A 22113-nucleotide genomic window follows, 5' to 3' on the forward strand; every position below is an offset into this window, starting at 1 on the left:
GGGGACCGACCGGTCCCCGCCTCTTTCGCGCGCTCCTTCGTACGGTCAGGGGAGTGCGGGCAGCTCGGCCGCGGGCAGCGGCCGGAGCCGGTCGAGCAGCCGCAGCGCGGGCCCGGCCATGGCGGTGGTGGCCAGCGCCACCAGGGTGAGCGCGGTCAGCAGCGTCCGGTCGATGAGCCCGGCGTCGTATCCCACGGTCAGCACCACGATCTCGGTGATGCCGCGTGCGTTCATCAGCACCCCGAGCCGCAGCCACTGCGGGGCGGCGAGCCCGCACAGCGCCCCGCAGGCCGCGCCCGCGACCACCTTGGCCGCCACCGCCACCGCGAGCAGGCCGAGCACCAGGCCCGCGAAGGCGGGCGTCCAGGCCGGCGCCCCGAGGCCGATCCGCTGCCCGAACCCGAGGAAGAAGCACGGCAGCAGCACCTTGTCCGCGAGCACGCCCACCGCGGCGGCCCCCGGTCCGGGATCGGGGCGCCGCCGTCCCCACAGGACCCCGAGGACGAGCGCCCCGACGAGCTGGTGCAGCCCCAGAGCGGCGGACGCCCCGGCGGCCAGCGCACACCCGGCCACCAGGAGCGACACGTCCGCGGGACGCCCTGCACCGGCGGGCGGGCGCCACTTCAGGAGCGGTACGAGGACGAGCACTCCGGCGCCGGTCAGCCACAGCCCGCCGGGCGTGAGCGCCCCGCCCACGGCCAGCGCCACCGCGAGGACCAGCCAGGCCGCCGCGTCGCCCACCGCCGCGGCCCCCAGCGCGATGCGGCCCGCCGGGGTGCCGCTGAGCCCCGTCTCCTCCAGGAGGCGCACCAGGACGGGGACCGCGGTGACACCGAGCGCACAGCCCAGGAACAACGCGAGCGCCAACGGCCCCCTGCCGTGCGGCAGTCGGGGCGCCAGGAGCAGCCCGCACAGCACCCCGGCCGTGAGCGGCAGCAGGAAGGAGACGGCACCGACGACGGCGACCGCCCGGCCTTCCCTCGGGTCCGCGTGCGGAGGGTGTGCGCGGTCCGCCGGGCTACCGCGCCCGTCCCGGTGCGGGCCACCCACGCCGAGCATCCGGCCGGTGCGCAGGGCGAGCAGGATCGCGCCGAGCTGCCCGAAACCGTCCAGAACGGGCCGTGTCCCCGGGCCGAACAGCGCCTGGTGCGCCTGCGGGAGCAGCGCGCCGAGCAGTCCGGGGCCGAGCAGGACGGCGATCGCGAGCTCGGCCAGGACCGGCGGCTGGCCGATCCGGCGGGCGAGCGCCCCGGCCGCCCGGCAGAGCAGCAGCAGGGCGGCCAGCGCGAAGAGCAGCCGGGCGGTGGGATCGAGCGTGCCGAAGGAGGCGGCGGCCGTCACCGGCTCAGCGGTCGAGGACGGCACGGTAGACGGCGTGCGTGGAGCGGGCCGCCTGCTCCCAGCCGAATCGTTCCTCGGCCCGCGTCCGGCCCGCCGCGCCCATCTTCGCGGCCAGCGAGGCGTCGCCGAGCAGCCGGTTGACGGCCGTCGCGAAGTCGGCGGCGAACCGCTCCGGGTCCAGCGGGGTGCCGCTCCCGTCCCGCTCCTGCTCGATCGGAACGAGCAGCCCGGTCGTGCCGTCCGCGACGACCTCCGGGATACCGCCGGTCGCGGTGGCCACCACGGCCGTGCCGCAGGCCATCGCCTCCAGGTTGACGATGCCCATCGGCTCGTAGAGCGACGGGCAGACGAACACCTGGGCATGGGTGAGGAGTTGGCGCAGCGAGACCGGGTCGAGCATGCCGTCGATGCGGAACACGCCGTCGCGCACCGCGCTCAGCTCGTCCACCAGGGCCGCCGTCTCGGCGGCGATCCGGGGTGTGTCGGGCTGGCCGCAGCACAGCACGAGCTGGGCGGACGGGTCGAACGCGAAGGCGGCGCGCAGCAGTTGGGGCAGTCCCTTCTGCCGGGTGACCCGGCCCACGAACAGGACGATCGGGCGGTCCGGGTCGATGCCGTGCCGCTCCAGGGCGGCCGTCCCGTGGTCGGGGCGCTGGACGGTGGTGTCGATGCCGTTGTGCACCACGTGCACCCGGCCGGGGTCCACGCCGGGGTAGCTGCAGAGGACGTCCTCGCGCATCTGGCGCGACACCGCGATCACCGCGTCGGCGTTCTCCACCGCGTCCCGCTCCACCTGCGAGGACAGCGCGTAGCCGCCGCCCAGCTGCTCGGCCTTCCAGGGCCGCAGCGGCTCCAGGCTGTGCGTGGTCACCACGTGCGGCACGCCGTGCACCAGCTGAGCGAGTCGGCCCGCGGCGTTGGCGTACCAGGTGTGGCTGTGCACCAGGTCCGTTCCGGCGGTGCGGGCCGCCATCTCCACGTTGACGCCGAGCGTGCGCAGCGCCGCGTTGGCTCCCGCCGCGAGCTCGGGCTCCTGATACGCCGTCACCCCGGCCTCGCCGCGCGGCTCCCCGAAGCAGTGCACCCGCAGATCCACCAGGGGGCGCAGCGCCTTGGCGAGCTCCCCGGCGTGCACCCCGGCCCCGCCGTACACCTCCGGCGGGAACTCCTTGGTGAGGAGGTCGACGCGCAGCCTGTCCCCCTGCGGCGCGGCGCCCTGCGAAGCGAGCGAACTCATCCGTACTCCCTGATGTCGAGCGGCTGTCGAGGCCGCCGTCCACACCCCCCGCGGTCCACCGGGCGCGCCCGTGCGGGCATTCCCGGCCCCCGAGGCGGCCCCGGACGGCAAGGGGGAGGAGCTCCCACCGGCGACGCTAGGCGAGGAAGGGGAGTGGTGGGGCGGCTGCACGGGGCGGGCGGGGTGGACGCGCTGCCCCGGAAGGGCCGCCTCCGCTCGGCGTGCGGGCTACTTCCCGCGGGAGCGGACCCGGCTGCTCATCCACGGGCTGAGCCCGACGAGGACCAGCTCCTTGTACGTCTCGTCACCGGGCAGCGGCACGACCAGCCACCATCCCGGCGGGAAGAACCGCCCCTTGACGTGGGCGAGCCCGCCGTAGACGGAGCGCAGGAAGGCGGGCACGGCGTCGCGCGGCACGTCGTCGAACTCCACGCCGTCGACGGTGACCCGGGCGTCGTCCTCGGGATGGACCCGGACGGACACGGCGGGCGAGCCGCCGAGTTCGACGTATGCCTCGTGCGGCAGCGAACCGTCCGGATCGACGATCGCGAACGCCCCGGACGAGGTGCGGCGTGAGGTGCGGTCGGCGCCGATGTCGTCGGTGACCTCGACCGCCAGCCGGTGCTCGTCGGCGATCGCGCGGATCGCGGCGACCACGGACTCCGTGGTGGGCAGATGGGGATGGGTCATGGGACCGATCATGCCAAGCACGACTCGGCCGAGCAGCCCCAGGCGCCCGGCGGTACGGCTCAGCCCGGCAGTCGCAGATACTCCGGCGGTACGCAGTCCGTGAGCCAGACGCCGTTGGCGCTGACGTGGAAGACACGGCCGGCCCGGTGCATGGCGCCGGCGTCCACGCTCAGGATCACCGGGCGGCCGCGGCGGGCGCCGACCCGGGTGGCGGTCTCGCGGTCGGGCGAGAGGTGCACGTGCTGCCGGTCCATGGGGCGCAGGCCCTCGGCGCGGATCGCGTCCAGGTTGCGGGCCACGGTGCCGTGGTAGAGGTACGCGGGCGGCAGGCCGAGGTCCACGGCCACGGTGTGGCCCTGGCTGGCCCGGATCCGGCCGCCCTCCACGGCGAAACGCCGCTTGTCGTTGGTGGCGACGACATGGTCCAGCTCGGCTCGGGTGATGGGGAAGCGATGCGCGGCGGCGGCCCGCAGCAGCACGTCGATCTCCACCCAGCCGTTCGGGTCGAGGGCGATACCGATCCGTTCGGGCTGATGGCGCAGGTGCTTGGACAGGTATTTGGACACCTTGACGGTGCGTCTGTCGTCGGGGAGCGGCCGCTCGCTGTCGCGCGGCGGCTCCGGCGGGGTTTCCGTCATGGCGCCAGGGTGCCGGGCCGGACGGGGGCCCGGCATCTCCATTTCCTTGGCGGCGCGCCCCGTCAGGGAACGGGGAGTCAGGGAGCCAGCTGCTCCGCCGCCCACCGGGCCCACTCCTCGTGCATCGCGCTGAGCCGCTTGCCGTACTCCAGGGCGAGCCGGCCGTGCACCGAGATCGGGTCGTCGCCCCAGTCGATGGCCGACTCCGCCTCCTTGAGGCCCGCGAGCTGCTGGGCCGAACGCTCGGCCTCGGTAAGGAGGTACGTCTTCGCCTCGACGCGGGTCAGCTCGCCGAGGAAGAAGACGCGGAGCAGGGAGTCGCTGCGGCGGGTGCGGACCGGCTCAACCTCCGTGAGCCAGCGGTGCAGTTCGGATCTTCCCGCCTCGGTGATCGCGTACTCTTTGCGCCCGCGCGGCCCCTCGGCGGACACCTCGACCAGACCGCCGTCGGCGAGTTTGCCCAGCTCTCCGTAGACCTGGCTCTGGGTCGCCGACCAGACGTGGGCGAGCGAGGTCTCGAACAGCTTCATCAGGTCGTAACCGCTGGCCGGACGGTTGGTGAGGAGGCCCAGGACTGCATGGCGGAGGCTCATGCGTTCCACTCTACCTTCCACTGTTGACACGTCAAGGATGGAAGCTCTACATTCGACATGTCGAAGTTGGAATGTGGAGCCGAGTCGCAGAGCTCGGAACAGAGGGGACTCCCATGAACTACCTGCGCGGATTCATCCCGTGGATCGTCTTCGCCGCCGTCGGGAGCGCGCACTGGCAATGGGGCGCGCTCGCCGCCCTCGCCGTCGGCGCCTGTCTCTTCTCGATGGACCGCAAGCGCGGCGTGTCCGCCGACTCCCTGATCCTGGAGCAGTCCACGATCGCCTTCTTCGCCGTGCTGAGCGTCATCGCCTTCGCCGCTCCCGACAGCGGGCTGCGTGACTACGGCGGCGCGCTGGCCACCGGCTGGCTGGCCCTGACGGCCTGGGCCACGCTGGCCGTCCGCAAGCCCTTCACCACCGGGATAGCCAAGCGCCAGGCGCCGCGCGAGGTGTGGACCCAGCCGGTGTTCGTCCGGATCAACGTGGTGCTCACCTCGGTGTGGGCCCTCGCCTTCACCCTGACCGCCGCCGCGCTCGCCGTCATCGACGCCGAGTCGCTGGGCAGCACCGCGTCGATCGCCGTGCAGGTCGCCGGCTTCGCCGTCCCGGCCGTGATCACCGCCCGGTACCCGGAGCGCGCCCGCCGCGCCGCCGTCCAGAAGGGCGCCCGACGATGACCGCCACGCCCGCCGCCGCACCAACCCCGCCGCCCCGCACCTCGCCGGCCCGCCGTGCGGCTTCCACGGCAACGGGCTCGGCGAGCGGTGACAGAAATCGAGCAGGGCGTGACAGCAATCACCTTATTGGGAGCGCCAGTTGGGTTTGTTCCACAGCAAAGTCGCGTTATCCACAGGCAATTTGACAGCGCTGTGGACAACTGGCGCCGGATAAGGGAGCTTTGGCCAAAGTGGTCCACTTGTGGGGCATTTGGTGGTGTGAGTGGTCAGTCCCTATGCCGTGTTGAGAGGGACAGGGCATCCAAGGTGCGGGCCTGTACCTCTCGTTCGGTGGCTGCCGTGATGAACGCGGCTACCTTGTCGGGACCCACCAAATCCTGAACCGCCCGAACTGTCCCGGCGGGGAGAGACACCGGCCCGGGGTCGGGTGCGACGGGAGCGGCGGCCGGGGCGCCCAGGTGCTTCTGGAGGTGGCGGGTCGCGAACAGGCGCATGGCACGGGCCAGTTCGGCATCCACGGTCTGCTGGGCCAGCGGCCGCAGGCGGCGCACCAGATCGGCCGCCTCGGCGGCCTCGGTGTCGGTCGGCGGGTGGTGGCCCAGGTAGCGGGCGAAGACGTGTTCCGTGGTGAAGTCGAGGAAGCGGGCAGCGATGTGCTCGACCTGTCCGCGCAGCTCGCGCAGATGCCCGGAGATGGCGTCGAGCGGCACCCCGGCCGCATGCAACTCGGCCGCCACGGCCAGCTCTTGGGGGCTGGGGACGAGGAACTCGGCGTCGTTGTCCGGGATACGCACCAGAATGCCGAGCTCCACCGCTTCGGCTACGGCCTTGTCGTCGGGGTTGCCGCCGAACGTCTCGTCGAGATCGGCGCGGGAGATGCGGGCGGCCTCCTCGTCCGTCCAGGGTCCGCTGACCTCGGCGACCAGGCCGAGCACGCCGCCGAGCCCCCGCCCGGCGTCCCAGGCCTCCAGGAGTTCCTTGATGGAGGCCAGGGTGTAGCCGCGGTCGAGGAGGTCGGCGATCTGGTGCAGCCGGGCCAGGTGGGTGTCGCCGTACACATTGGACCGGCCGCGCCGCTCGGGCCGGGGGAGCAGGCCCCGGTCCTGGTAGGCGCGGATGGTGCGGACCGTGGCGCCGCTGGCATGCGCCAGGTCCTCGATCCGGTACTCGGCCGGCACCGCCGCCGGCGCCACCTGCTGAAGTGCTGACTGCCCGGACAAACCCACTCCCTCTACCCCAGGGCGGCGCGGCCCACCGCGCCCGCCGCCGCTCGGGCCGCCGGCGAGGTCGCGAGGTATTCGACGGCCTTGCGCAGGGAGCCCTCCTGCGAGGGATGGTACGACCGGCGGAAGTAGCGGGGTATGGCCGAGCCCAGCTCGTTCCAGGTGGGCAGCAGACCGCGGCGTACGGCCCGGTTGTGCTCCCGCAGCGAGTAGCGCGTCCGGCCCGCGAGCCGCGGGTCGTGCCGCATCAGATAGGAGGCGCCCCACACCCACAGCCACAGCAGCACCGGGGCGACGACCGCCATGCCCTCGACCCGGCGGGCGTAGCGGGGCAGGCCCGTGCCGCCGCAGTGCTGGTACATGTCGAAGGCCACCGCCCGGTGCTCGACCTCCTCCGCGCCGTGCCAGCGCAGCAGATCGAGCATGACCGGGTCCGAGCCGGCCCGGTCCAGCCCCTCGGCGTGCAGCACCCAGTCGCCGAGGACCGCCGTGAACTGCTCGATCGCGGCGATCAGAGAGAGCCGGAAGCGCAGCCACTCCTGGGTCGGTATCGGCGCCCCGAACGGCGGCGCCTCGCCGAGCAGCTTCTCGAAGAGGAAGTCGACGTGCCGGGTGTAGGCCCCGGTGTCGAGCCGCTGATGCGCCAAGTGGTCCAGGACGTAGGCGTGCTGGACGCTGTGGGTGGCCTCCTGGCCCATGAACCCCTTGACGTCCTTGAGCAGCACCGGGTCCTCGACCAGGGGCAGGGCCTCCTTGAACACCTTCACGAACCAGCGCTCGCCCGCCGGAAGCAGCAGGTGCAGCACATTGATGACATGGGTGGCGGTGGGTTCGTCCGGTATCCAGTGCAGCGGTGTCCGGTCCCAGTCGAACGAGACCCGGCGCGGGGCTATCCGGTAGTGCTCCTCGCCCTTCGTGCCGTCTCGGCGCTCCGTACTCACAGCGGCGGCTCCAATCGGGCGATCGCGCGCAGCGTCCTCGGCGTGAAGCGGGACATGAGGTGGGCGCCCCGTGCCTCGGGCGTCACCGGCACCACGGCCTGGTTCTTCACCACGGCGCGCAGGATCGCCGAAGCGACCTTCTCCGGCGGGAAGTTGCGCAGCCCGTACAGGCGCGAGGTCTTCTTCTGGAGGCGCTTCTCCTCCTGGGCGTCGGTGCCCGCGAAGTGCGTCGTCGAGGTGATGTTGGTGTTGACAAGGCCGGGGCAGATCGCCGAGACACCGATGCCCTGACCTGCCAGTTCGGCACGCAGGCACTCGCTGAGCATCAGCACCGCGGCCTTCGACGTGCTGTACGCGGGCAGCGCCCGGGACGGCTGATAGGCGGCGGCTGACGCGGTGTTGACGATGTGGCCGCCCTGGCCGCGCTCGGCCATCTGCTTGCCGAAGATGCGGCAGCCGTGGATGACGCCCCACAGATTGACGTCGAGGACCTTCTTCCAGTCCTCGGCCGTGGTGTCGAAGAACGAGCCCGAGAGCCCGATCCCGGCGTTGTTGACCAGGACGTCGACGACGCCGTACTCGGTGGCGACCTTCTCGGCGAGCTTCTCCATCGCCTGCTCGTCGCTGACGTCGACGGTCTCGCCCCAGGCCTCGGGCGCGCCGATCAGCCGGGACATCTCCGCGGTCCGCGTCGCCCCCTCGGCGTCCCGGTCCACGGCGACGATCCGCGCCCCGGCCTCGGCGAACGCGAAGGCCGTGGCCCGGCCGATGCCGCTCGCCGCGCCCGTGACCAGCACCAGCTGGCCGCCGAACCGGTCGGCGTACGGGCCGGTGGCGACGGTGTCCCCGGCCGGCGTGCCGTCCTCGTTGGCGCGGACGAACTCGCTGATCCAGGCGGCCAGTTGGTCCGGCCTGGTGCGCGGGATCCAGTGCTTGGCGGGGAGGGTGCGGCGGATCAACCGGGGTGCCCAGTGCTCCAGTTCGGCATACAGCTTCGGCGACAGGAACGCGTCGTCGAGCGGCGTGATCAGCTGGACGGGCACATGGGCGTACGCGTCGGGGCGCGGACGGCGCAGCCGGGCGCGGACGTTGTCCCGGTAGAGCCAGGCGCCGTGCGCCGCGTCCTGCGCGAGGGAGGCCGTGGGGTAGCCGTCGGCGGGCACGTTCTCCAGACGCTGGAGCATCTTGGGCCAGCGCTTGCCGAGCGGCCCCCGCCAGGCCAACTCGGGCAGGACCGGGGTGTGCAGCATGTAGACGTACCAGGACTTGGCGCCCTGGCCGAGCAGCTGGCCCACCTTGCGTGGGGTCGGGCGGCTCATCCGGTTCTTGATCCAGTGCCCGAAGTGGTCGAGAGAGGGGCCGGACATCGAGGTGAAGGACGCTATGCGGCCCTCGGTGCGCTCGACGGTCGCGAACTCCCAGCCCTGCACCGAACCCCAGTCGTGGCCGACCAGATGGACCGGCCGGTCGGGGCTCACCGCATCCGCGACCGCCAGGAAGTCGTCCGTCAGCTTCTCCAGCGTGAACCCGCCGCGCAGCGGGGCCGGCGCCGTGGAGCGGCCGTGCCCGCGGACGTCGTACAGCACCACGTGGAAGCGCTCGGCCAGCCGCTCGGCGACCTTGGACCACACCTCCTTGCTGTCCGGGTAGCCGTGCACCAGGAGCACGGTCGGCCGGGATTCGTCGCCCAGTTCCGCCACGCACAGCTCCACGCCGCCGGTCCGCACCCAGCGCTCGCGCGCTCCCTCGATGTTCACGCTCGTCACGCTCACGCCGCCTTCTCCTCGGCCCAGCGCCGCACATGCGGCAGGTCGTCGTCCAGCCAGAACGCGCTCTGCTCCGGGTCCCTGGAGTCGGTGACCACCAGGATCTCCTCGAACTTCGCGCCCGTACCCCGGAAGCCGAGGTGCGGCTCGACCGCCCACAGCCCCGGCTGCGGCGGGTGGTCGGAGAACTTGTACGGGGACCACAGCGGCGACCAGCCGTCCCGGTGGCCGTGCACCGCGTCGCTCGCCAGGCCCTTCAGCGCCTGGGTGCCGAACCCGAACACGTTCGGCGACCAGCGGCGCTCCTTCACCCGGTCGATCTTGTGGGCGATCACGCCGAACGGATAGGCGCGGTGCCGGTTGGCATAGCCCTGGCGGACCATGAGCCGGTCCACGTCCTCGTAGATCTCGCGCAGCGGCCGTTTCTCGCGCACCTCGCGCAGGATCAGCTCGCGGTGCGCCTCCAGGTCGGCGAGCAGCCGGTCGTGCACCGGGTTCAGCCCGAGGCAGCCCGAGTAGCCGATGTCCGCGGTGAAGCCCTTGTAGACCGGAGCCATGTCGAGGATGAAGGGCATCCCCGCCTCCAGGCGCCGGTTGGTGGGGAAGAACTGCAGCGGAATACGGAAGCCGACGAACGCCGTGCGGTCGCCGAACCAGGCGAACGGCAGGTGGAACCAGTCCCGCACACCCCGCTCGCGCAGCCAGTCCCGCTGCATCCGCGCGGCCTCCCGCTCGGTCACCCCCGGCTTGAGCTGCGCGGCCACCGCCTCCGCACACTCGTACGCGAGGCTCTGTACCTCCCTGAACCCGCGCAGCCGCGCGTCGGGTTCAGCCTTCAGTGCCGATGGCATCCGTCCACCCCTGTCGCCCTACGCGTGCGTAACTTGACACTGATGAATGTGACAATGCCCGGCGGCTGCGTCAAGGGTCCTGCACAAGCCTGTGGACAACGGGCCGCTTGTGGACAACTCCGTCCCTCATGGCAGCGACCCATCAGCCTCACGTACGGGTTCCCCTACGGGCCCGTACCTCTGGAGTCGGACATGGATCCAGCCGTCTGGGCTGACGATTCGTGTGGCCTGCGCCACTACCGTCGATGACGTGACTGTGATCGCGACCGAAAGCCTGAGCAAGCGGTTCCCCCGGGTGACCGCGCTTGACCGGCTCTCGTTGGACATCGGCCCCGGCGTGACCGGGCTGGTGGGCGCCAACGGAGCCGGCAAGTCCACGTTGATCAAGATCCTTCTGGGTCTCTCGCCCGCCACGGAGGGCACCGCCGCCGTGCTCGGCCTGGACGTGGCCACCAGCGGCAGCGCCATCCGGGAGCGGGTGGGCTACATGCCGGAGCACGACTGCCTGCCCCCCGATGTCTCGGCCACCGAGTTCGTCGTGCACATGGCGCGGATGTCGGGCCTGCCGGCCACCGCGGCCCGCGAGCGAACCGCCGACACACTGCGCCACGTGGGCCTCTACGAGGAGCGCTACCGGCCCATCGGCGGCTACTCGACCGGCATGAAGCAGCGGGTCAAGCTCGCCCAGGCGCTCGTCCACGACCCCCAGCTGGTCCTCCTCGACGAGCCGACCAACGGCCTGGACCCGGTCGGCCGCGACGAGATGCTCGGCCTGATCCGCCGCATCCACACCGACTTCGGCATCTCGGTCCTGGTCACCTCGCACCTCCTGGGCGAGCTGGAGCGCACCTGCGACCACGTCGTGGTCATCGACGGCGGCCAGTTGCTCCGCTCCAGCTCCACCAGCGACTTCACCCAGACCACCACCACCCTCGCGGTCGAGGTCACCGACTCCGACGCCCACCCCGACGGCACGGAGGCGGTCCGCAAGGCACTCGCCGCGGCCGGGCTCACGCTGCACGCGGGCGTCGAGGACGGACTGCCGGGCGCCGGCCACATCCTCCTCATCGAGGCCACCGGCGCGGACACCTACGACACGGTCCGCGACACCGTGGCCCACCTCGGCCTCGGTCTCGTACGGATGGAACAGCGCCGTCACCACATCGCCGAGGTGTTCCAGACCCCGGCGCAGGAGCCGGTCTCCGAACGCGCCGCCGCATGGGCAGCCACCGCGGCCGGCGCCGAGCAGAAGGGAGCCGGCCGCGATGCCAACTGACAGCGCCCAGACCCAGATCCACAACATCGGCTACCGCAACTACGACGGGCCGCGCCTGGGCCGGGCCTACGCCCGCCGCTCGCTCTTCTCGCAGTCCCTGCGCGGGGCGTACGGTCTCGGCCGCAGTGCCAAGTCCAAGGTGCTGCCGATGCTGCTGTTCGCGGTGATGTGCGTGCCGGCGGCCATCATGGTCGCGGTCGCCGTCGCCACCAAGGCCAACGACCTGCCGGTGCAGTACACGCGGTACGCGATCTTCCTCCAGGCCGTCATCGGCCTGTTCATCGCGGCCCAGGCACCCCAGACCGTCTCGCGCGACCTGCGCTTCAAGACGGTGCCGCTGTACTTCTCGCGGCCGATCGAGCGCCTCGACTACGTCCTGGCCAAGTTCGCGGCCATGGCCTCGGCCCTGTTCCTCATCACCGGCGCGCCGCTGGTGGTGCTGTACATCGGCTCCCTGCTCGCCAAACTCGACTTCGCGGACCAGACCAAGGGGTTCGCCCAGGGGCTGGTCTCCGTGGCACTGCTCTCCCTCCTGTTCGCCGGACTCGGCCTGGTCATCGCCGCGTTGACGCCGCGCCGCGGCTTCGGAGTGGCCGCCGTCATCGCCGTCCTGACGGTCTCCTACGGTGCCGTCTCCGCCGTCCAGGCCATCGCCTTCAACCAGGGCTCCCCCGGGGCGGTCCAGTGGCTCGGCCTGTTCTCCCCCATCACGCTCATCGACGGCGTACAGACCGCGTTCCTCGGAGCGAGCTCCAACTTCCCCGGTGGCCACGGCCCGGGATCCGGAACCGGAGCGGTCTACCTGCTCGTCGTCCTCGCGCTCATCTACGGCTCGTACGCCGTCCTGATGCGCCGCTACCGGAAGGTCGGGCTGTGACCACCATCGACATCGACCACACCTCACGCTGGTTCGGCAACGTGGTGGCGGTCAACGACGTCACCATGACGATCGGCCCCGGCGTGACCGGACTGCTCGGCCCCAACGGCGCCGGAAAGTCCACCCTCATCAACATGATGGGCGGTTTCCTCGCCCCCTCCACGGGAACGGTGACGCTCGACGGCGAGCAGATCTGGCGCAACGAGTCCGTCTACAAGAAGATCGGCATCGTCCCCGAGAGGGAGGCCATGTACGACTTCCTCACGGGCCGCGAATTCGTCGTCGCCAACGCCGAATTGCACGGCCTCGGAGCCCGCGAGGCCGGGCAGGCGCTCGCCACGGTCGAGATGGAGTACGCACAGGACCGCAAGATCCAGACGTACAGCAAGGGCATGCGCCAGCGCGTCAAGATGGCCTCCGCCCTCGTCCACAACCCGTCGGTGCTGCTGCTCGACGAGCCGTTCAACGGCATGGACCCACGCCAGCGCATGCAACTGATGAACCTGCTGCGCCGGATGGGAGCCGAGGGCCGCACGGTCCTGTTCTCCTCGCACATCCTCGAAGAGGTCGAGCAGCTCGCCTCGCACATCGAGGTCATCGTCGCCGGACGGCACGCGGCCAGCGGCGACTTCCGCAAGATCCGCCGCCTCATGACGGACCGCCCGCACCGCTATCTGATCCGCTCCAGTGACGACCGCGCGCTGGCCGCGGCGCTGATCGCCGACCCGTCGACCGCCGGGATCGAGGTCGACCTCAAGGAGGGCGCGCTGCGCATCCAGGCCGTCGACTTCGGCCGGTTCACCACGCTGCTCCCGCAGGTGGCCAAGGCGAACGGCATCCGCCTCCTTACGGTTTCGCCCTCCGACGAATCCCTCGAATCCGTCTTCTCCTACCTCGTAGCGGCCTGAGCGCCTTCAGAAAGGAGCGGTGACGTTCCCATGTACAACCCGACCGTCGCCCGGCTCACCTACCGGGCCCTGCTCGGCCGCCGCCGGGCCGCCATTCTCTTCGTCCTGCCCGCCCTGCTGATCGTGATCTCGGTGGCCGTACGGTCCTTCAGCGGAGCCGACGACCAGGTCACCGCCGATCTCCTCGGCAGTTTCGCGCTGGCCACGATGGTGCCGCTGATCGGTGTCATCGCCGGCACCGGCGCCATCGGCCCCGAGATCGACGACGGCTCGATCGTCTACCTGCTGGCCAAGCCGGTGAAACGCTCGACGATCATCTTCACCAAGCTGATCGTCGCGATCGCCGTGACGATGGCGTTCTCCGCGATTCCCACGCTGATCGCCGGGTTCATCCTGAACGGCAACGGCCAGCAGATCGCGATCGCCTACACCGTGGCCGCCCTGGTCGCGTCCATCGCGTACGCCGCGGTCTTCCTGCTGCTCGGCACCGTCACCCGGCACGCCGTGGTCTTCGGCCTGGTGTACGCGCTGGTCTGGGAGTCGCTGTTCGGCAACCTGGTGCCGGGCGCGCGCACCCTGAGCGTCCAGCAGTGGTCGCTCGCCCTGGCCCAGAGGATCGGAGAGAACGGCGTGATCTCCTCCGACGTGGGCCTGCCGCTCGCGGTAGTCCTCCTGGTGGGCGTGACCGCGGCAGCCACCTGGTACGCGGGCCAGAAGCTGCGCACCCTGAAGCTGGCCGGGGAGGAGTGACCGGGGGTTCCCGGTCTCAAACCGTCCGGTCCCGCGCCGCGAACAGCCCCACCGCCAGCGCCGCCGCGCACACACCGAGGACCAGGGCGATCGGTACGGTCCAGCCGCCCGTCGCCTGGTGGACCGCGCCCGCGGCGATGGGGCCGACGGCGGCCAGCAGGTAGCCGATCGTCTGGGCCATGCCGGACAGCTGGGCCGCCGTCCGCGCATCGCCCGAGCGCAGCACGATCAGCGTGAGTGCCAGGCCCACCGCGCCGCCCTGTCCGATGCCGAGGACCGCCGCCCACAGCCACGCGCCGCTCACCGGGGCGACCATCAGGCCCGCGTAACCGGCCGCGACCAGCGAGGTGACCAGGACGATCAGCGGCCGCTGGCTGCGCATCCGGCCGGCCAGGAGCGGCACGCCGAACGCGCCGGCCACCTGGATCAGGTTGTTGAACGCGAAGATCACGCCCGCCGTGGAGCGGCTCATCCCGTGGTCCGTGAAGATCGTCGGCATCCAGGCGATCAGTACGTACGACCAGAGCGACTGGAGCCCCATGAGGAGGGTGACCTGCCAGGCGAGGGGCGAGCGCCACACGCTCTTCCCGGCGGCGGAAGAAGCCGAGGGCGTCGCCGTCCGTACCTCGTGGCCCGTACGGCCGCGGGCGATCAGGACCTGCGGCAGCCAGGCCACCGCCGCGAGGACCGCGAGCAGCGACCACACCGCCAAGGAGGCCTCCCAGCTGCCGCCGAACGCCTTCTCCAGCGGCACGGACGAGGCCGCCACCACCGTCGCACCAGCGATCATCGCGCCGGTGTAGACCGACGTCATGGACGCCGCCCTGTCCGGGAAGTCCCGCTTGATCAGGCCCGGCATCAGCACGTTGAGCAGGGCTATCGCCGTGCCGACGAGGACGCCTCCGCCGTACAGCGCCACCGCCGACGGGGCGACGCGCACCAGGATCCCGACGGCCAGGAGCAGCAGGGCGAACAGCAGCACCGGCTCGCTCCCGAAGCGGCGGGCCAGCCAGGGTGCCACCAGCGCGCCGAGCCCCAGGAAGAGCACCGGCACCGAGGTGACCAGGCTGCTCGCCGTCGAGGACAGGCCGAACGACTGGCTGATCTCGCTCACCAGCGGCGACACGCTGGCCAGCGCGGCCCGCATGTTCAGCGACGCCAGCACGATCCCGACCAGCAGCACCACCGGATGCGCGAGCAGTGCCCGTCGCGCGGCGGCGCCCTGCGGCGACGGCCGTACGTCGGCCTCGGCATCGGGCAACAGCAGGCGATCAGCATCCGGGCGTGACAAAACAAGCACCTTTCTCAATGAGTTCAGACTTGAACGGGTCCAGATTCCGAGGAGTTCAGATTGCGGCGGGTTCAGATTCCGGGCGTCGGCCCGCGGCCCGGACGAACCTCACCCACTCCGCCGGGCCGCCACCGCCCGGACCGCCTCCAGCGGCTTGCGCAGCAGTTCGCGTACCGCCCGATCGGCCGCCGCGGGGTCCCCGCTCTCGATCGCGTCGACCAGCGCCTCGTGCGTGTCGAGGTCGATCGGCGGCATCTCCTCGTCGCGCAGCGAGGTGATCAGGCTTTCGTGCACCTGCACCGAGAAGAACCGGTAGACCTCGATGAACGCCGTGTTGTGCGTGGCCTGTACGACGCCCATGTGGAACGCCATGTCGGCGTCGGCGGCGCGGTCGCCGTGTTCGCGCAGGGTCTGGAGTGCGCCGCGCAGGGCCACCATGTCGGCGGTGTCACGGCGTTCGGCGGCGAGCCGGGCGGCCTCGGCCTCCAATGCGACGCGGAGTTCGAGTACGTCAAGGGCGTCGGCGGCCCGGATTCCCTGGAGGACCGCGGAGGGGTCGGCCGTGGAGCGGACGAACGTGCCGTTGCCCTGGCGTGATTCGAGCAGCCCGGCGTGCACCAGGACGCGTACTGCCTCGCGGACCGTGTTGCGGCCGACGGCCAGCTGCTCGGCGAGCTCGTGCTCGGTCGGAATGCGGTCGTCGACCGCCCACTCGCCGTTGGTCAGCTGGGCCTTCAGCTGATCGACGACGGTGTCCACCAGGGACTGCCGCCCTGCCGTACGAAGGGCCATGTCGCCCACTCCATTCACCCGGTTGCCCAGTCATCCTACAACTGCCTTCAACGAACCGACCCGCAGTCGTCCTACAACTGCCTCTTACTTGCCGCACAGCGTTTCGCGCCATCATCTAGGGATGACGACCCTGCTCCACCGCGGCACCGAGCGCTCGCGGCCGGTCCGGTCCTGGCTGCGCTCCACACCCGGGACGCACATCTGGCTGCTGATCATCGCCATCACCAGCCTTGTCATCCAGCTCTCCACGCAGGGCCTGGAGCGCTTCCTGCTGCACCGCAACAGCAGCAACATCCACGAGCTGACCCGGCACCCCGTGCAGTCCCTCTTCACCAGCGCGTTCTGGATCGAGAACCCGTCCTCGCTCCTGCTCTACCTGGTGCTCTTCGAGGTCGTCCACGGCACGGTGGAGCGCTGGCTCGGCACGCTGCGCTGGCTGTGCACGGTCGTCGTCGGGCATGTGGTGGCGACCTTGATCAGCCAGGAGTACGTGCTGTGGTCGATCCAGAACCAGCACCTGCCCAAGCGGCTCGCGCACGCCATGTCGCACGTGGTGGACATCGGGGTCAGCTACGGGCTGGCCGCGTCGGCGGGCATCCTCGTCTACAGGCTGCCGTACCCCTGGCGCTGGCTGTACCTCGTAGGGGTGGTCGCGTTCTTCGGCATCCCGCTCGCCACCGGCGGCACGTTCACCGACCTCGGCCATGTGACCGCGCTCCTCATCGGCTTCGCCTGCTATCCGCTGACCCGGGGCGTGCCCACGCGAAAACCAGTGGCGGCCAACGACCGTGCCGGGCACAGTGGTTGAGGCAGCCGCACGCGGCAGACGCGGGCCCGCCGGACGGGGGAAAGAGCGCCACGAAGACGGTTCGTACAGGTCCGAAGAGGACCGTACGGACGAGTCCGTCGCGCTCCCGGCAGGGCCGTGCGAGGCATCGGAGCAGCACCGACGACTCCGACGGGCCGACCGCGCGCGGCTGCCGGGGCGGCCGCTTCGAGCGCGCGTCAGCGCGAGGCCGCCCCTCCCACATGGGTAAGGGGCGCCCGCAATGGCGGACGCCCCTTACCCATGCCCGACTCGCGCTCCAGGGGGCATGCACTGCGTCGGCCCGGAGCCGGGCTTCAAGGCCTCAGATCCTCGAAGCTCCGCAGCCTCGGCCTGAACACCTCAACACCTCACGGCCTCAACACCTCAAGCCCTCAGCGCTGAAGCAGCTGCTCCAGGACGACCGCGATGCCGTCGTCCTCGTTCGAGGCGGTGATCTCGTGGGCCACGGCCTTCAGTTCGTCGTGGGCGTTGGCCATCGCCACGCCGTGCTGCGCCCAGCCGAACATCGGGATGTCGTTCGGCATGTCGCCGAACGCGATCGTGTCCGCGGCCTTGCAGCCGAGCCGGCGTGCGGCCAGCGAGAGCCCGGTCGCCTTGCTCAGCCCCAGCGGCAGCAGCTCCACGACGCCCGCGCCCGCCATGACCACGTCGACCAGGCTGCCGACCACCTGCCGCGTGATCTTCGCCAGCGCGTCGTCGTCGTACCCGGGGTGCTGGATGTAGACCTTGTTCAGCGGGGCCGACCACAGCTCGGTGAGGTCCTCGAAGGACCGGACCGGCAGCGGGCCCTCCTGGACCTGGTAGCCGGGGCCGACCAGGACCTCGCCGTCGATGCCGTCGCGGCTCGCGGCGAGCGCCAGCGGGCCGATCTCCGCCTCGACCTTGGACAGCGCGAGCCCGGCGAGCTGGCGGTCGAGTGTCACCGACGTGAGGAGCCGGTGCTCACCCGCGTGGTAGACCTGCGCGCCCTGGCCGCACACCGCGAGGCCCTCGTAGCCGAGGTCGTCGAGGATGTGCCGGGTCCAGGGCACCGACCGGCCGGTCACCACGATGTGCGCGGCGCCCGCTTCGGTGGCCGCGGCCAGCGCGTCACGGGTGCGCTGCGAGACCGACTCGTCGGAGCGCAGCAGCGTCCCGTCCAGGTCGGTCGCGATCAGCTTGTACGGGAACGGGCGCCCCGCGGTGGTGCTCACTTGGAGATCGGCTCCAAGACCTCTCGGCCGCCGAGGTAGGGACGGAGCACGGCCGGGACCCGCACCGAGCCGTCGGCCTGCTGGTGGTTCTCCAGGATCGCCACGATGGTGCGCGGGACCGCGCACAGCGTGCCGTTCAGGGTGGACAGCGGGGCGACCTTGCTCTTGCCGTCGCTGGTGTCGCGCATGCGGACCGACAGGCGCCGCGCCTGGAAGCCGTCGCAGTTGGACGCCGAGGTCAGCTCGCGGTACTTGCCCTGGGTCGGGATCCACGCCTCGCAGTCGAACTTGCGCGAGGCCGAGGCACCGAGGTCACCGGTGGCGACGTCGATCACCTGGAAGGGCAGTTCGAGGCTGGTCAGCCACTGCTTCTCCCAGTCCAGGAGGCGCTGGTGCTCGCTCTCGGCGTCGTCCGGGTGGACGTAGGAGAACATCTCGACCTTGTCGAACTGGTGCACCCGGAAGATGCCCCGGGTGTCCTTGCCGTACGTACCGGCCTCGCGGCGGAAGCACGGCGAGAAGCCGGCGTAGCGCAGCGGCAGCTTGTCCGCGTCGATGATCTCGTCCATGTGGTACGCCGCGAGCGGGACCTCGGAGGTGCCGACCAGGTAGTAGTCGTCCTTCTCCAGGTGGTACACGTTCTCGGCGGCCTGGCCGAGGAAGCCGGTGCCCTCCATGGCGCGCGGGCGGACCAGGGCCGGCGTCAGCATCGGGATGAACCCGGCCTCGGTGGCCTGCGCGATCGCCGCGTTGACCAGGGCGAGCTCCAGGAGCGCGCCGACACCGGTCAGGTAGTAGAAGCGTGAGCCCGACACCTTGGCGCCGCGCTCGACGTCGATGGCGCCCAGCGCCTCGCCGAGCTCCAGGTGGTCCTTGGGCTCGAAGCCCTCGGCGCCGAAGTCGCGGATGGTGCCGTGCGTCTCCAGGACGACGAAGTCCTCCTCGCCGCCGACCGGCACGTCCGTGTGGACGATGTTGCCGAGCTGGAGGAGCAGCTGCTTGGCCTGCTCGTCGGCCTCGTTCTGCGCGGCCTCCGCGGCCTTGACGTCGGTCTTGAGCTGCTCGGCCTTCTTCAGGAGCTCGGCGCGCTCGTCCGGCGTGGCCTTGGGGATGAGCTTGCCGAGCGACTTCTGCTCGGAGCGCAGCTCGTCGAAGCGGAGGCCCGAGGACCTGCGCAGCTCGTCGGCGGAGAGCAGGGCGTCGACGAGGGCGACGTCCTCTCCACGGGCGCGCTGGGAGGCGCGAACACGGTCGGGGTCCTCACGGAGCAGGCGAAGGTCAATCACCCCTCCAGGCTACCGGTGCGGACTCCCGGCGCCCCACCGGATATCCCTCGTGCCCGCCATCAGTACGCCACTTTGTCCCAATTGACCGAATTGGGAAATCTGGTCCGGGATTTTCCGCGGAGGGCCACCGGCAGCTGTCAATGAAATTGCCACTATCCCCCGAAAAGAGGCGCTTTCCGGACCGCCGTTGACCGACTCCCTTGCAGTGCACAGGAGTTGTCCACAGAAGTGCACACCCCCGGAAACTTATCCACAGGCTGTGCGGTGGATCTGTGGACTACGGAAGGGATCGTTCCGAAAGCCGCATGCGGGACCGAGTTTTCCCCTCTCAAACCCGTTCCACACACTCATTCGGGTGGGAATTGCTCGCTCTAAAGAGTTGATCAATGGAATTGAGGTGACAGAGGATGTCCTGGCGGCCTGTGGACTGATGTGTCGTCACTACAGGGATTTGTCGACTGTGTCCGGTTGTGTTGTCGACTTACCCACAGGTCGAGAAGCAGGCCTGTGGATAACTTTGTGGACAACGAAAATCAGCAGGTAGGACCGGCCGCCGGGCCGGATGAGGGGCTGGGGACAACGCCCGCGCAGACCCCCTCGCGGCTCTGGACCTACGCGCGGCCGTCCTGGCAGCGGGCCAGCCACTCCGCCGCCTCGACGAACTCCGCGTCCGAAGTACCCGCCCGCAGCGCCCGTACGTCGTCGAGCGTCACCTCGGCGCGCGGGTACGAGCCGAGGAAGCGCACCTCGGGGCAGATCCGCCGCAGGCCCATCAGCGCCTCCCCCACCCGGCGCTCCGAGATGTGGCCCTCGGCGTCGATGGCGAAGCAGTAGTTGCCGATGCCCTGACCGGTCGGCCGGGACTGGAGCAGCATCAGGTTGACCCCGCGCACCGAGAACTCCTGGAGCAGTTCGAGCAGAGCGCCCGGGTGGTCCTCGCGCTGCCACAGGACCACCGAGGTCTTGTCCGCGCCGGTCGGCGCCGCCGGGCGGGCCGGGCGGCCGACGAGCACGAAGCGGGTCTGCGCGTTGACCGCGTCGTGGATGTCGGTGATCAGCGGCTCCAGACCGTACGTCGCCGCCGCGAACTCGCCCGCGAACGCCGCGTCGTAGCGGCCCTCCTGGACGAGGCGGGCGCCGTCCGCGTTGGAGGCGGACGACTCCCAGAGCGCCTCCGGCAGATTGGCCTTCAGCCAGTTGCGGACCTGGGGCTGGGCGGCCGGGTGGGCGGTCACCGTCTTGATGTCCGCCAGCGTGGTCCCCGGGCGCACGAGCAGCGCGAACTTGATGGAGAGCAGTACCTCGCGGTAGATCATCAGAGGCTCGCCCGAGACCAGCTCGTCGAGGGTGGTGGTGATGCCGCCCTCCACCGAGTTCTCGATCGGGACCAGGGCCGCGGCCGCCTCCCCGCTGCGTACCGCGTCCAGGGCGGCCGGCACGGACACCATCGGGACCAGTTCGCGGGTCGCGGCCTCGGGGAGCGTGCGCAGGGCGGCCTCGGTGAACGTGCCCTCGGGACCCAGATAGGTGTATCGCGTGGCGGACATGCAGGTCACACTAATGGCCCGAAGTCACCGGCACCCACCGCTCAGGGCGACCGGGCCCACCCCGCGGCCCGCGCACGGCGAACCGTTCCGCCGGGCGGGCCGGCCCACCTCGGCCGGGCCGCGCTCACGACTCCAGCAGCCGCTGCCCCACGTACTCGCCGGCCCGCGGCCCGCCCGGCACCGCGAACAGGCCGCTCGCCTCGTGCCGCAGGAACGGCGACAGCGCGTCCCCCCGGTCGAGCTTGCGCTGCACCGGTACGAAGCCCTTGACCGGGTCGGCCTGCCAGGCGACGAAGAGCAGGCCCGCGTCCGGGGTCCCGTCCGCCGCGATGCCGTCGTGGTACGAGAACGCGCGCCGCAGCATGGCCGCGCCGCCGTTCTGCTCGGGGGCGGCGATGCGGGCGTGGGCGTTCTCCGGGATGACCAGCTTGCCGTCCGGGCCGAACTTGTCGAGCTGCATCTTCGTCGTCTCCGTACCCCCCGAAAGAGGGGCGCCGTTCGACTTCTTTCGGCCGATCACCTGCTCCTGCTCGGTGAGCGGCAGCTTCTCCCAGGTGTCCAGGAGCATCCGGATCCGGCGCACGACCGCGTACGAGCCGCCCGCCATCCACGCGGGCTGCGCGGTGTCCGGCACGAAGATGCGTTGGTCGAAGTCGGCGTCGGAGGGCTTGGGGTTGCCGGTGCCGTCGATCTGGCCCATCAGATTGCGGGCGGTCATCGGCTTCTCGGTGGCACCCGGGGTGCGGTTGAAGCCGTTCATCTGCCAGCGCACCTTCGCGGCGGAGCCCGCGTCCTGCTGGATGGCGCGCAGCGCGTGGAAGGCGACCAGGGCGTCGTCCGAGCCGATCTGCACCCACAGGTCGCCGTTCGAGCGCTTGGGGTCGAGCTGATCGGAGGAGAAGTCGGGCAGCGGGTCCAGCTGTGCGGGGCGCCGGTCGGCCAACTGCGTACGGTCGAAGAAGCTGGCGCCGAAGCCGAAGGTGACGGTCAGCGAAGAGGGGCCCGCGTCCAGGGCCACGCCGGTGTCGCCGCTGCTCGCGGGCTCGCCCGCCATCAGGGACCTGGCCGTCGCCGACCAGCGCCGCATCAGCGCGGCCGCCTCCTTGCGCCCGGCGCCGGGGGCAAGGTCGAAGGCGACCAGATGGCCGGTGGACTGAAGCGGAGTGGCGATCCCCGCTTGATGTTTCCCGTGAAACATCACCTCCGTGGAACCGACCGACGTCAACGGGCTTGTGCCGTCGGGGGATTCGACGGCCGCGTACACCCCGGCCCCGCCCGCCGCGCCAAGGGCCAGGCCCGCCACGCCGACCCCGCCGACGGTGCCGAGCAGCTTGCGGCGGGAGATGTCGAGGGTCGCCCCGGTGGTGGCGGCCGGAGCCCGATCGGAGTTCTTGGTCTCGCTCATGT

21 protein-coding genes are annotated in these 22113 nt (G+C 71.1%); 6 read left to right on the forward strand and 15 right to left on the reverse strand.

What is annotated here, in order from left to right:
• Positions 1 to 45: 45 nt before the first annotated feature.
• The 5 genes from ABD346_RS02235 to ABD346_RS02255 all read right to left on the reverse strand — a co-directional run bounded on the left by ABD346_RS02235 (position 46) and on the right by ABD346_RS02255 (position 4499).
• Entirely contained in the window at positions 46 to 1365 is a 1320-nt protein-coding gene (locus ABD346_RS02235) for a cation:proton antiporter domain-containing protein (protein ID WP_344371038.1), read from the reverse strand.
• Positions 1346 to 2578: a glycogen synthase gene (glgA, locus tag ABD346_RS02240; protein WP_344371041.1), complete on the reverse strand. Its 1233-nt coding sequence runs from the start codon at positions 2576 to 2578 to the stop codon at positions 1346 to 1348. Before glgA ends, ABD346_RS02235 begins: the two co-directional genes overlap by 20 nt.
• Before the next feature lie 228 nt (positions 2579 to 2806).
• Positions 2807 to 3268: a hypothetical protein gene (locus ABD346_RS02245; RefSeq protein WP_344371043.1), complete on the reverse strand. Its 462-nt coding sequence runs from the start codon at positions 3266 to 3268 to the stop codon at positions 2807 to 2809.
• A gap of 59 nt (positions 3269 to 3327) precedes the next feature.
• On the reverse strand, positions 3328 to 3906 hold the full coding sequence (locus ABD346_RS02250) for an RNA 2'-phosphotransferase (RefSeq protein ID WP_344371044.1): 579 nt from the start codon (positions 3904 to 3906) through the stop codon (positions 3328 to 3330).
• Between the two features lie 77 nt (positions 3907 to 3983).
• Positions 3984 to 4499, reverse strand: coding sequence for a PadR family transcriptional regulator (locus ABD346_RS02255; protein ID WP_344371046.1), 516 nt, complete (start codon positions 4497 to 4499; stop codon positions 3984 to 3986).
• Positions 4500 to 4612: 113 nt separating this feature from the next.
• On the opposite strand from ABD346_RS02255, the gene ABD346_RS02260 reads away from it, so the two are divergent.
• The gene (locus tag ABD346_RS02260) at positions 4613 to 5176 is read left to right on the forward strand and encodes a hypothetical protein (RefSeq protein WP_344371048.1); all 564 of its coding nucleotides are present in this window, start codon (positions 4613 to 4615) and stop codon (positions 5174 to 5176) included.
• Between the two features lie 266 nt (positions 5177 to 5442).
• Here ABD346_RS02260 and ABD346_RS02265 read toward each other — a convergent pair whose 3' ends face one another.
• Genes ABD346_RS02265 through ABD346_RS02280 form a run of 4 tightly spaced genes read right to left on the reverse strand, consistent with a single transcriptional unit; the run spans position 5443 to position 9957 of the window.
• Positions 5443 to 6402 carry a MerR family transcriptional regulator gene (locus ABD346_RS02265; RefSeq protein ID WP_381225113.1) on the reverse strand — a complete coding sequence of 320 codons (960 nt, stop codon included), beginning with the start codon at positions 6400 to 6402 and terminating at the stop codon, positions 5443 to 5445.
• A gap of 5 nt (positions 6403 to 6407) precedes the next feature.
• Positions 6408 to 7340 (reverse strand): metal-dependent hydrolase, encoded by a 933-nt coding sequence (locus ABD346_RS02270; RefSeq protein WP_344371050.1) that lies wholly within the window; start codon positions 7338 to 7340, stop codon positions 6408 to 6410.
• On the reverse strand, positions 7337 to 9097 hold the full coding sequence (locus ABD346_RS02275; protein ID WP_344371210.1) for an SDR family oxidoreductase: 1761 nt from the start codon (positions 9095 to 9097) through the stop codon (positions 7337 to 7339). Before ABD346_RS02275 ends, ABD346_RS02270 begins: the two co-directional genes overlap by 4 nt.
• An 11-nt stretch (positions 9098 to 9108) precedes the next feature.
• Positions 9109 to 9957: a M24 family metallopeptidase gene (locus ABD346_RS02280; RefSeq protein WP_344371052.1), complete on the reverse strand. Its 849-nt coding sequence runs from the start codon at positions 9955 to 9957 to the stop codon at positions 9109 to 9111.
• Positions 9958 to 10180: 223 nt separating this feature from the next.
• Between ABD346_RS02280 and ABD346_RS02285 the strand changes: the two genes are divergently transcribed.
• The 4 genes from ABD346_RS02285 to ABD346_RS02300 are packed head-to-tail and all read left to right on the forward strand — an operon-like array spanning position 10181 to position 13768.
• Entirely contained in the window at positions 10181 to 11233 is a 1053-nt protein-coding gene (locus ABD346_RS02285) for an ABC transporter ATP-binding protein (RefSeq protein ID WP_344371054.1), read from the forward strand.
• Positions 11223 to 12110: an ABC transporter permease gene (locus ABD346_RS02290; protein ID WP_344371056.1), complete on the forward strand. Its 888-nt coding sequence runs from the start codon at positions 11223 to 11225 to the stop codon at positions 12108 to 12110. Before ABD346_RS02285 ends, ABD346_RS02290 begins: the two co-directional genes overlap by 11 nt.
• Positions 12107 to 13018 (forward strand): ABC transporter ATP-binding protein, encoded by a 912-nt coding sequence (locus ABD346_RS02295; protein ID WP_344371057.1) that lies wholly within the window; start codon positions 12107 to 12109, stop codon positions 13016 to 13018. Before ABD346_RS02290 ends, ABD346_RS02295 begins: the two co-directional genes overlap by 4 nt.
• A gap of 30 nt (positions 13019 to 13048) precedes the next feature.
• Positions 13049 to 13768 (forward strand): ABC transporter permease, encoded by a 720-nt coding sequence (locus ABD346_RS02300; protein WP_344371058.1) that lies wholly within the window; start codon positions 13049 to 13051, stop codon positions 13766 to 13768.
• Between the two features lie 16 nt (positions 13769 to 13784).
• On the opposite strand, the gene ABD346_RS02305 is transcribed toward ABD346_RS02300, so the two are convergent.
• Together ABD346_RS02305 and ABD346_RS02310 are read right to left on the reverse strand one after the other, a co-directional pair.
• The gene (locus ABD346_RS02305) at positions 13785 to 15059 is read right to left on the reverse strand and encodes a CynX/NimT family MFS transporter (protein ID WP_344371059.1); all 1275 of its coding nucleotides are present in this window, start codon (positions 15057 to 15059) and stop codon (positions 13785 to 13787) included.
• Positions 15060 to 15167: 108 nt separating this feature from the next.
• Positions 15168 to 15851 carry a FadR/GntR family transcriptional regulator gene (locus ABD346_RS02310; protein ID WP_344371060.1) on the reverse strand — a complete coding sequence of 228 codons (684 nt, stop codon included), beginning with the start codon at positions 15849 to 15851 and terminating at the stop codon, positions 15168 to 15170.
• A 121-nt stretch (positions 15852 to 15972) separates the two neighbouring features.
• On the opposite strand from ABD346_RS02310, the gene ABD346_RS02315 reads away from it, so the two are divergent.
• A complete protein-coding gene (locus ABD346_RS02315) occupies positions 15973 to 16659 on the forward strand; it encodes a rhomboid-like protein (RefSeq protein ID WP_344371062.1) in 687 nt (228 codons plus the stop codon).
• Between the two features lie 392 nt (positions 16660 to 17051).
• Here the strand turns inward: ABD346_RS02315 and ABD346_RS02320 are convergent, their stop codons facing one another.
• From ABD346_RS02320 to efeB, 4 genes are all read right to left on the reverse strand, one after another.
• The gene (locus tag ABD346_RS02320) at positions 17052 to 17873 is read right to left on the reverse strand and encodes an HAD family hydrolase (RefSeq protein ID WP_344371063.1); all 822 of its coding nucleotides are present in this window, start codon (positions 17871 to 17873) and stop codon (positions 17052 to 17054) included.
• Entirely contained in the window at positions 17870 to 19159 is a 1290-nt protein-coding gene (serS, locus tag ABD346_RS02325; RefSeq protein WP_344371065.1) for a serine--tRNA ligase, read from the reverse strand. The genes ABD346_RS02320 and serS overlap by 4 nt, the downstream gene beginning before the upstream one ends.
• 611 nt (positions 19160 to 19770) lie before the next feature.
• Entirely contained in the window at positions 19771 to 20706 is a 936-nt protein-coding gene (pheA, locus tag ABD346_RS02330) for a prephenate dehydratase (RefSeq protein WP_053729810.1), read from the reverse strand.
• A gap of 124 nt (positions 20707 to 20830) precedes the next feature.
• Positions 20831 to 22111 carry an iron uptake transporter deferrochelatase/peroxidase subunit gene (gene efeB, locus ABD346_RS02335; protein WP_344371066.1) on the reverse strand — a complete coding sequence of 427 codons (1281 nt, stop codon included), beginning with the start codon at positions 22109 to 22111 and terminating at the stop codon, positions 20831 to 20833.
• Positions 22112 to 22113: the final 2 nt, after the last annotated feature.

The sequence above is a fragment of the Streptomyces mauvecolor genome (assembly GCF_039532965.1).
GTDB classification, from domain to species: Bacteria; Actinomycetota; Actinomycetes; order Streptomycetales; family Streptomycetaceae; genus Streptomyces; species Streptomyces violascens.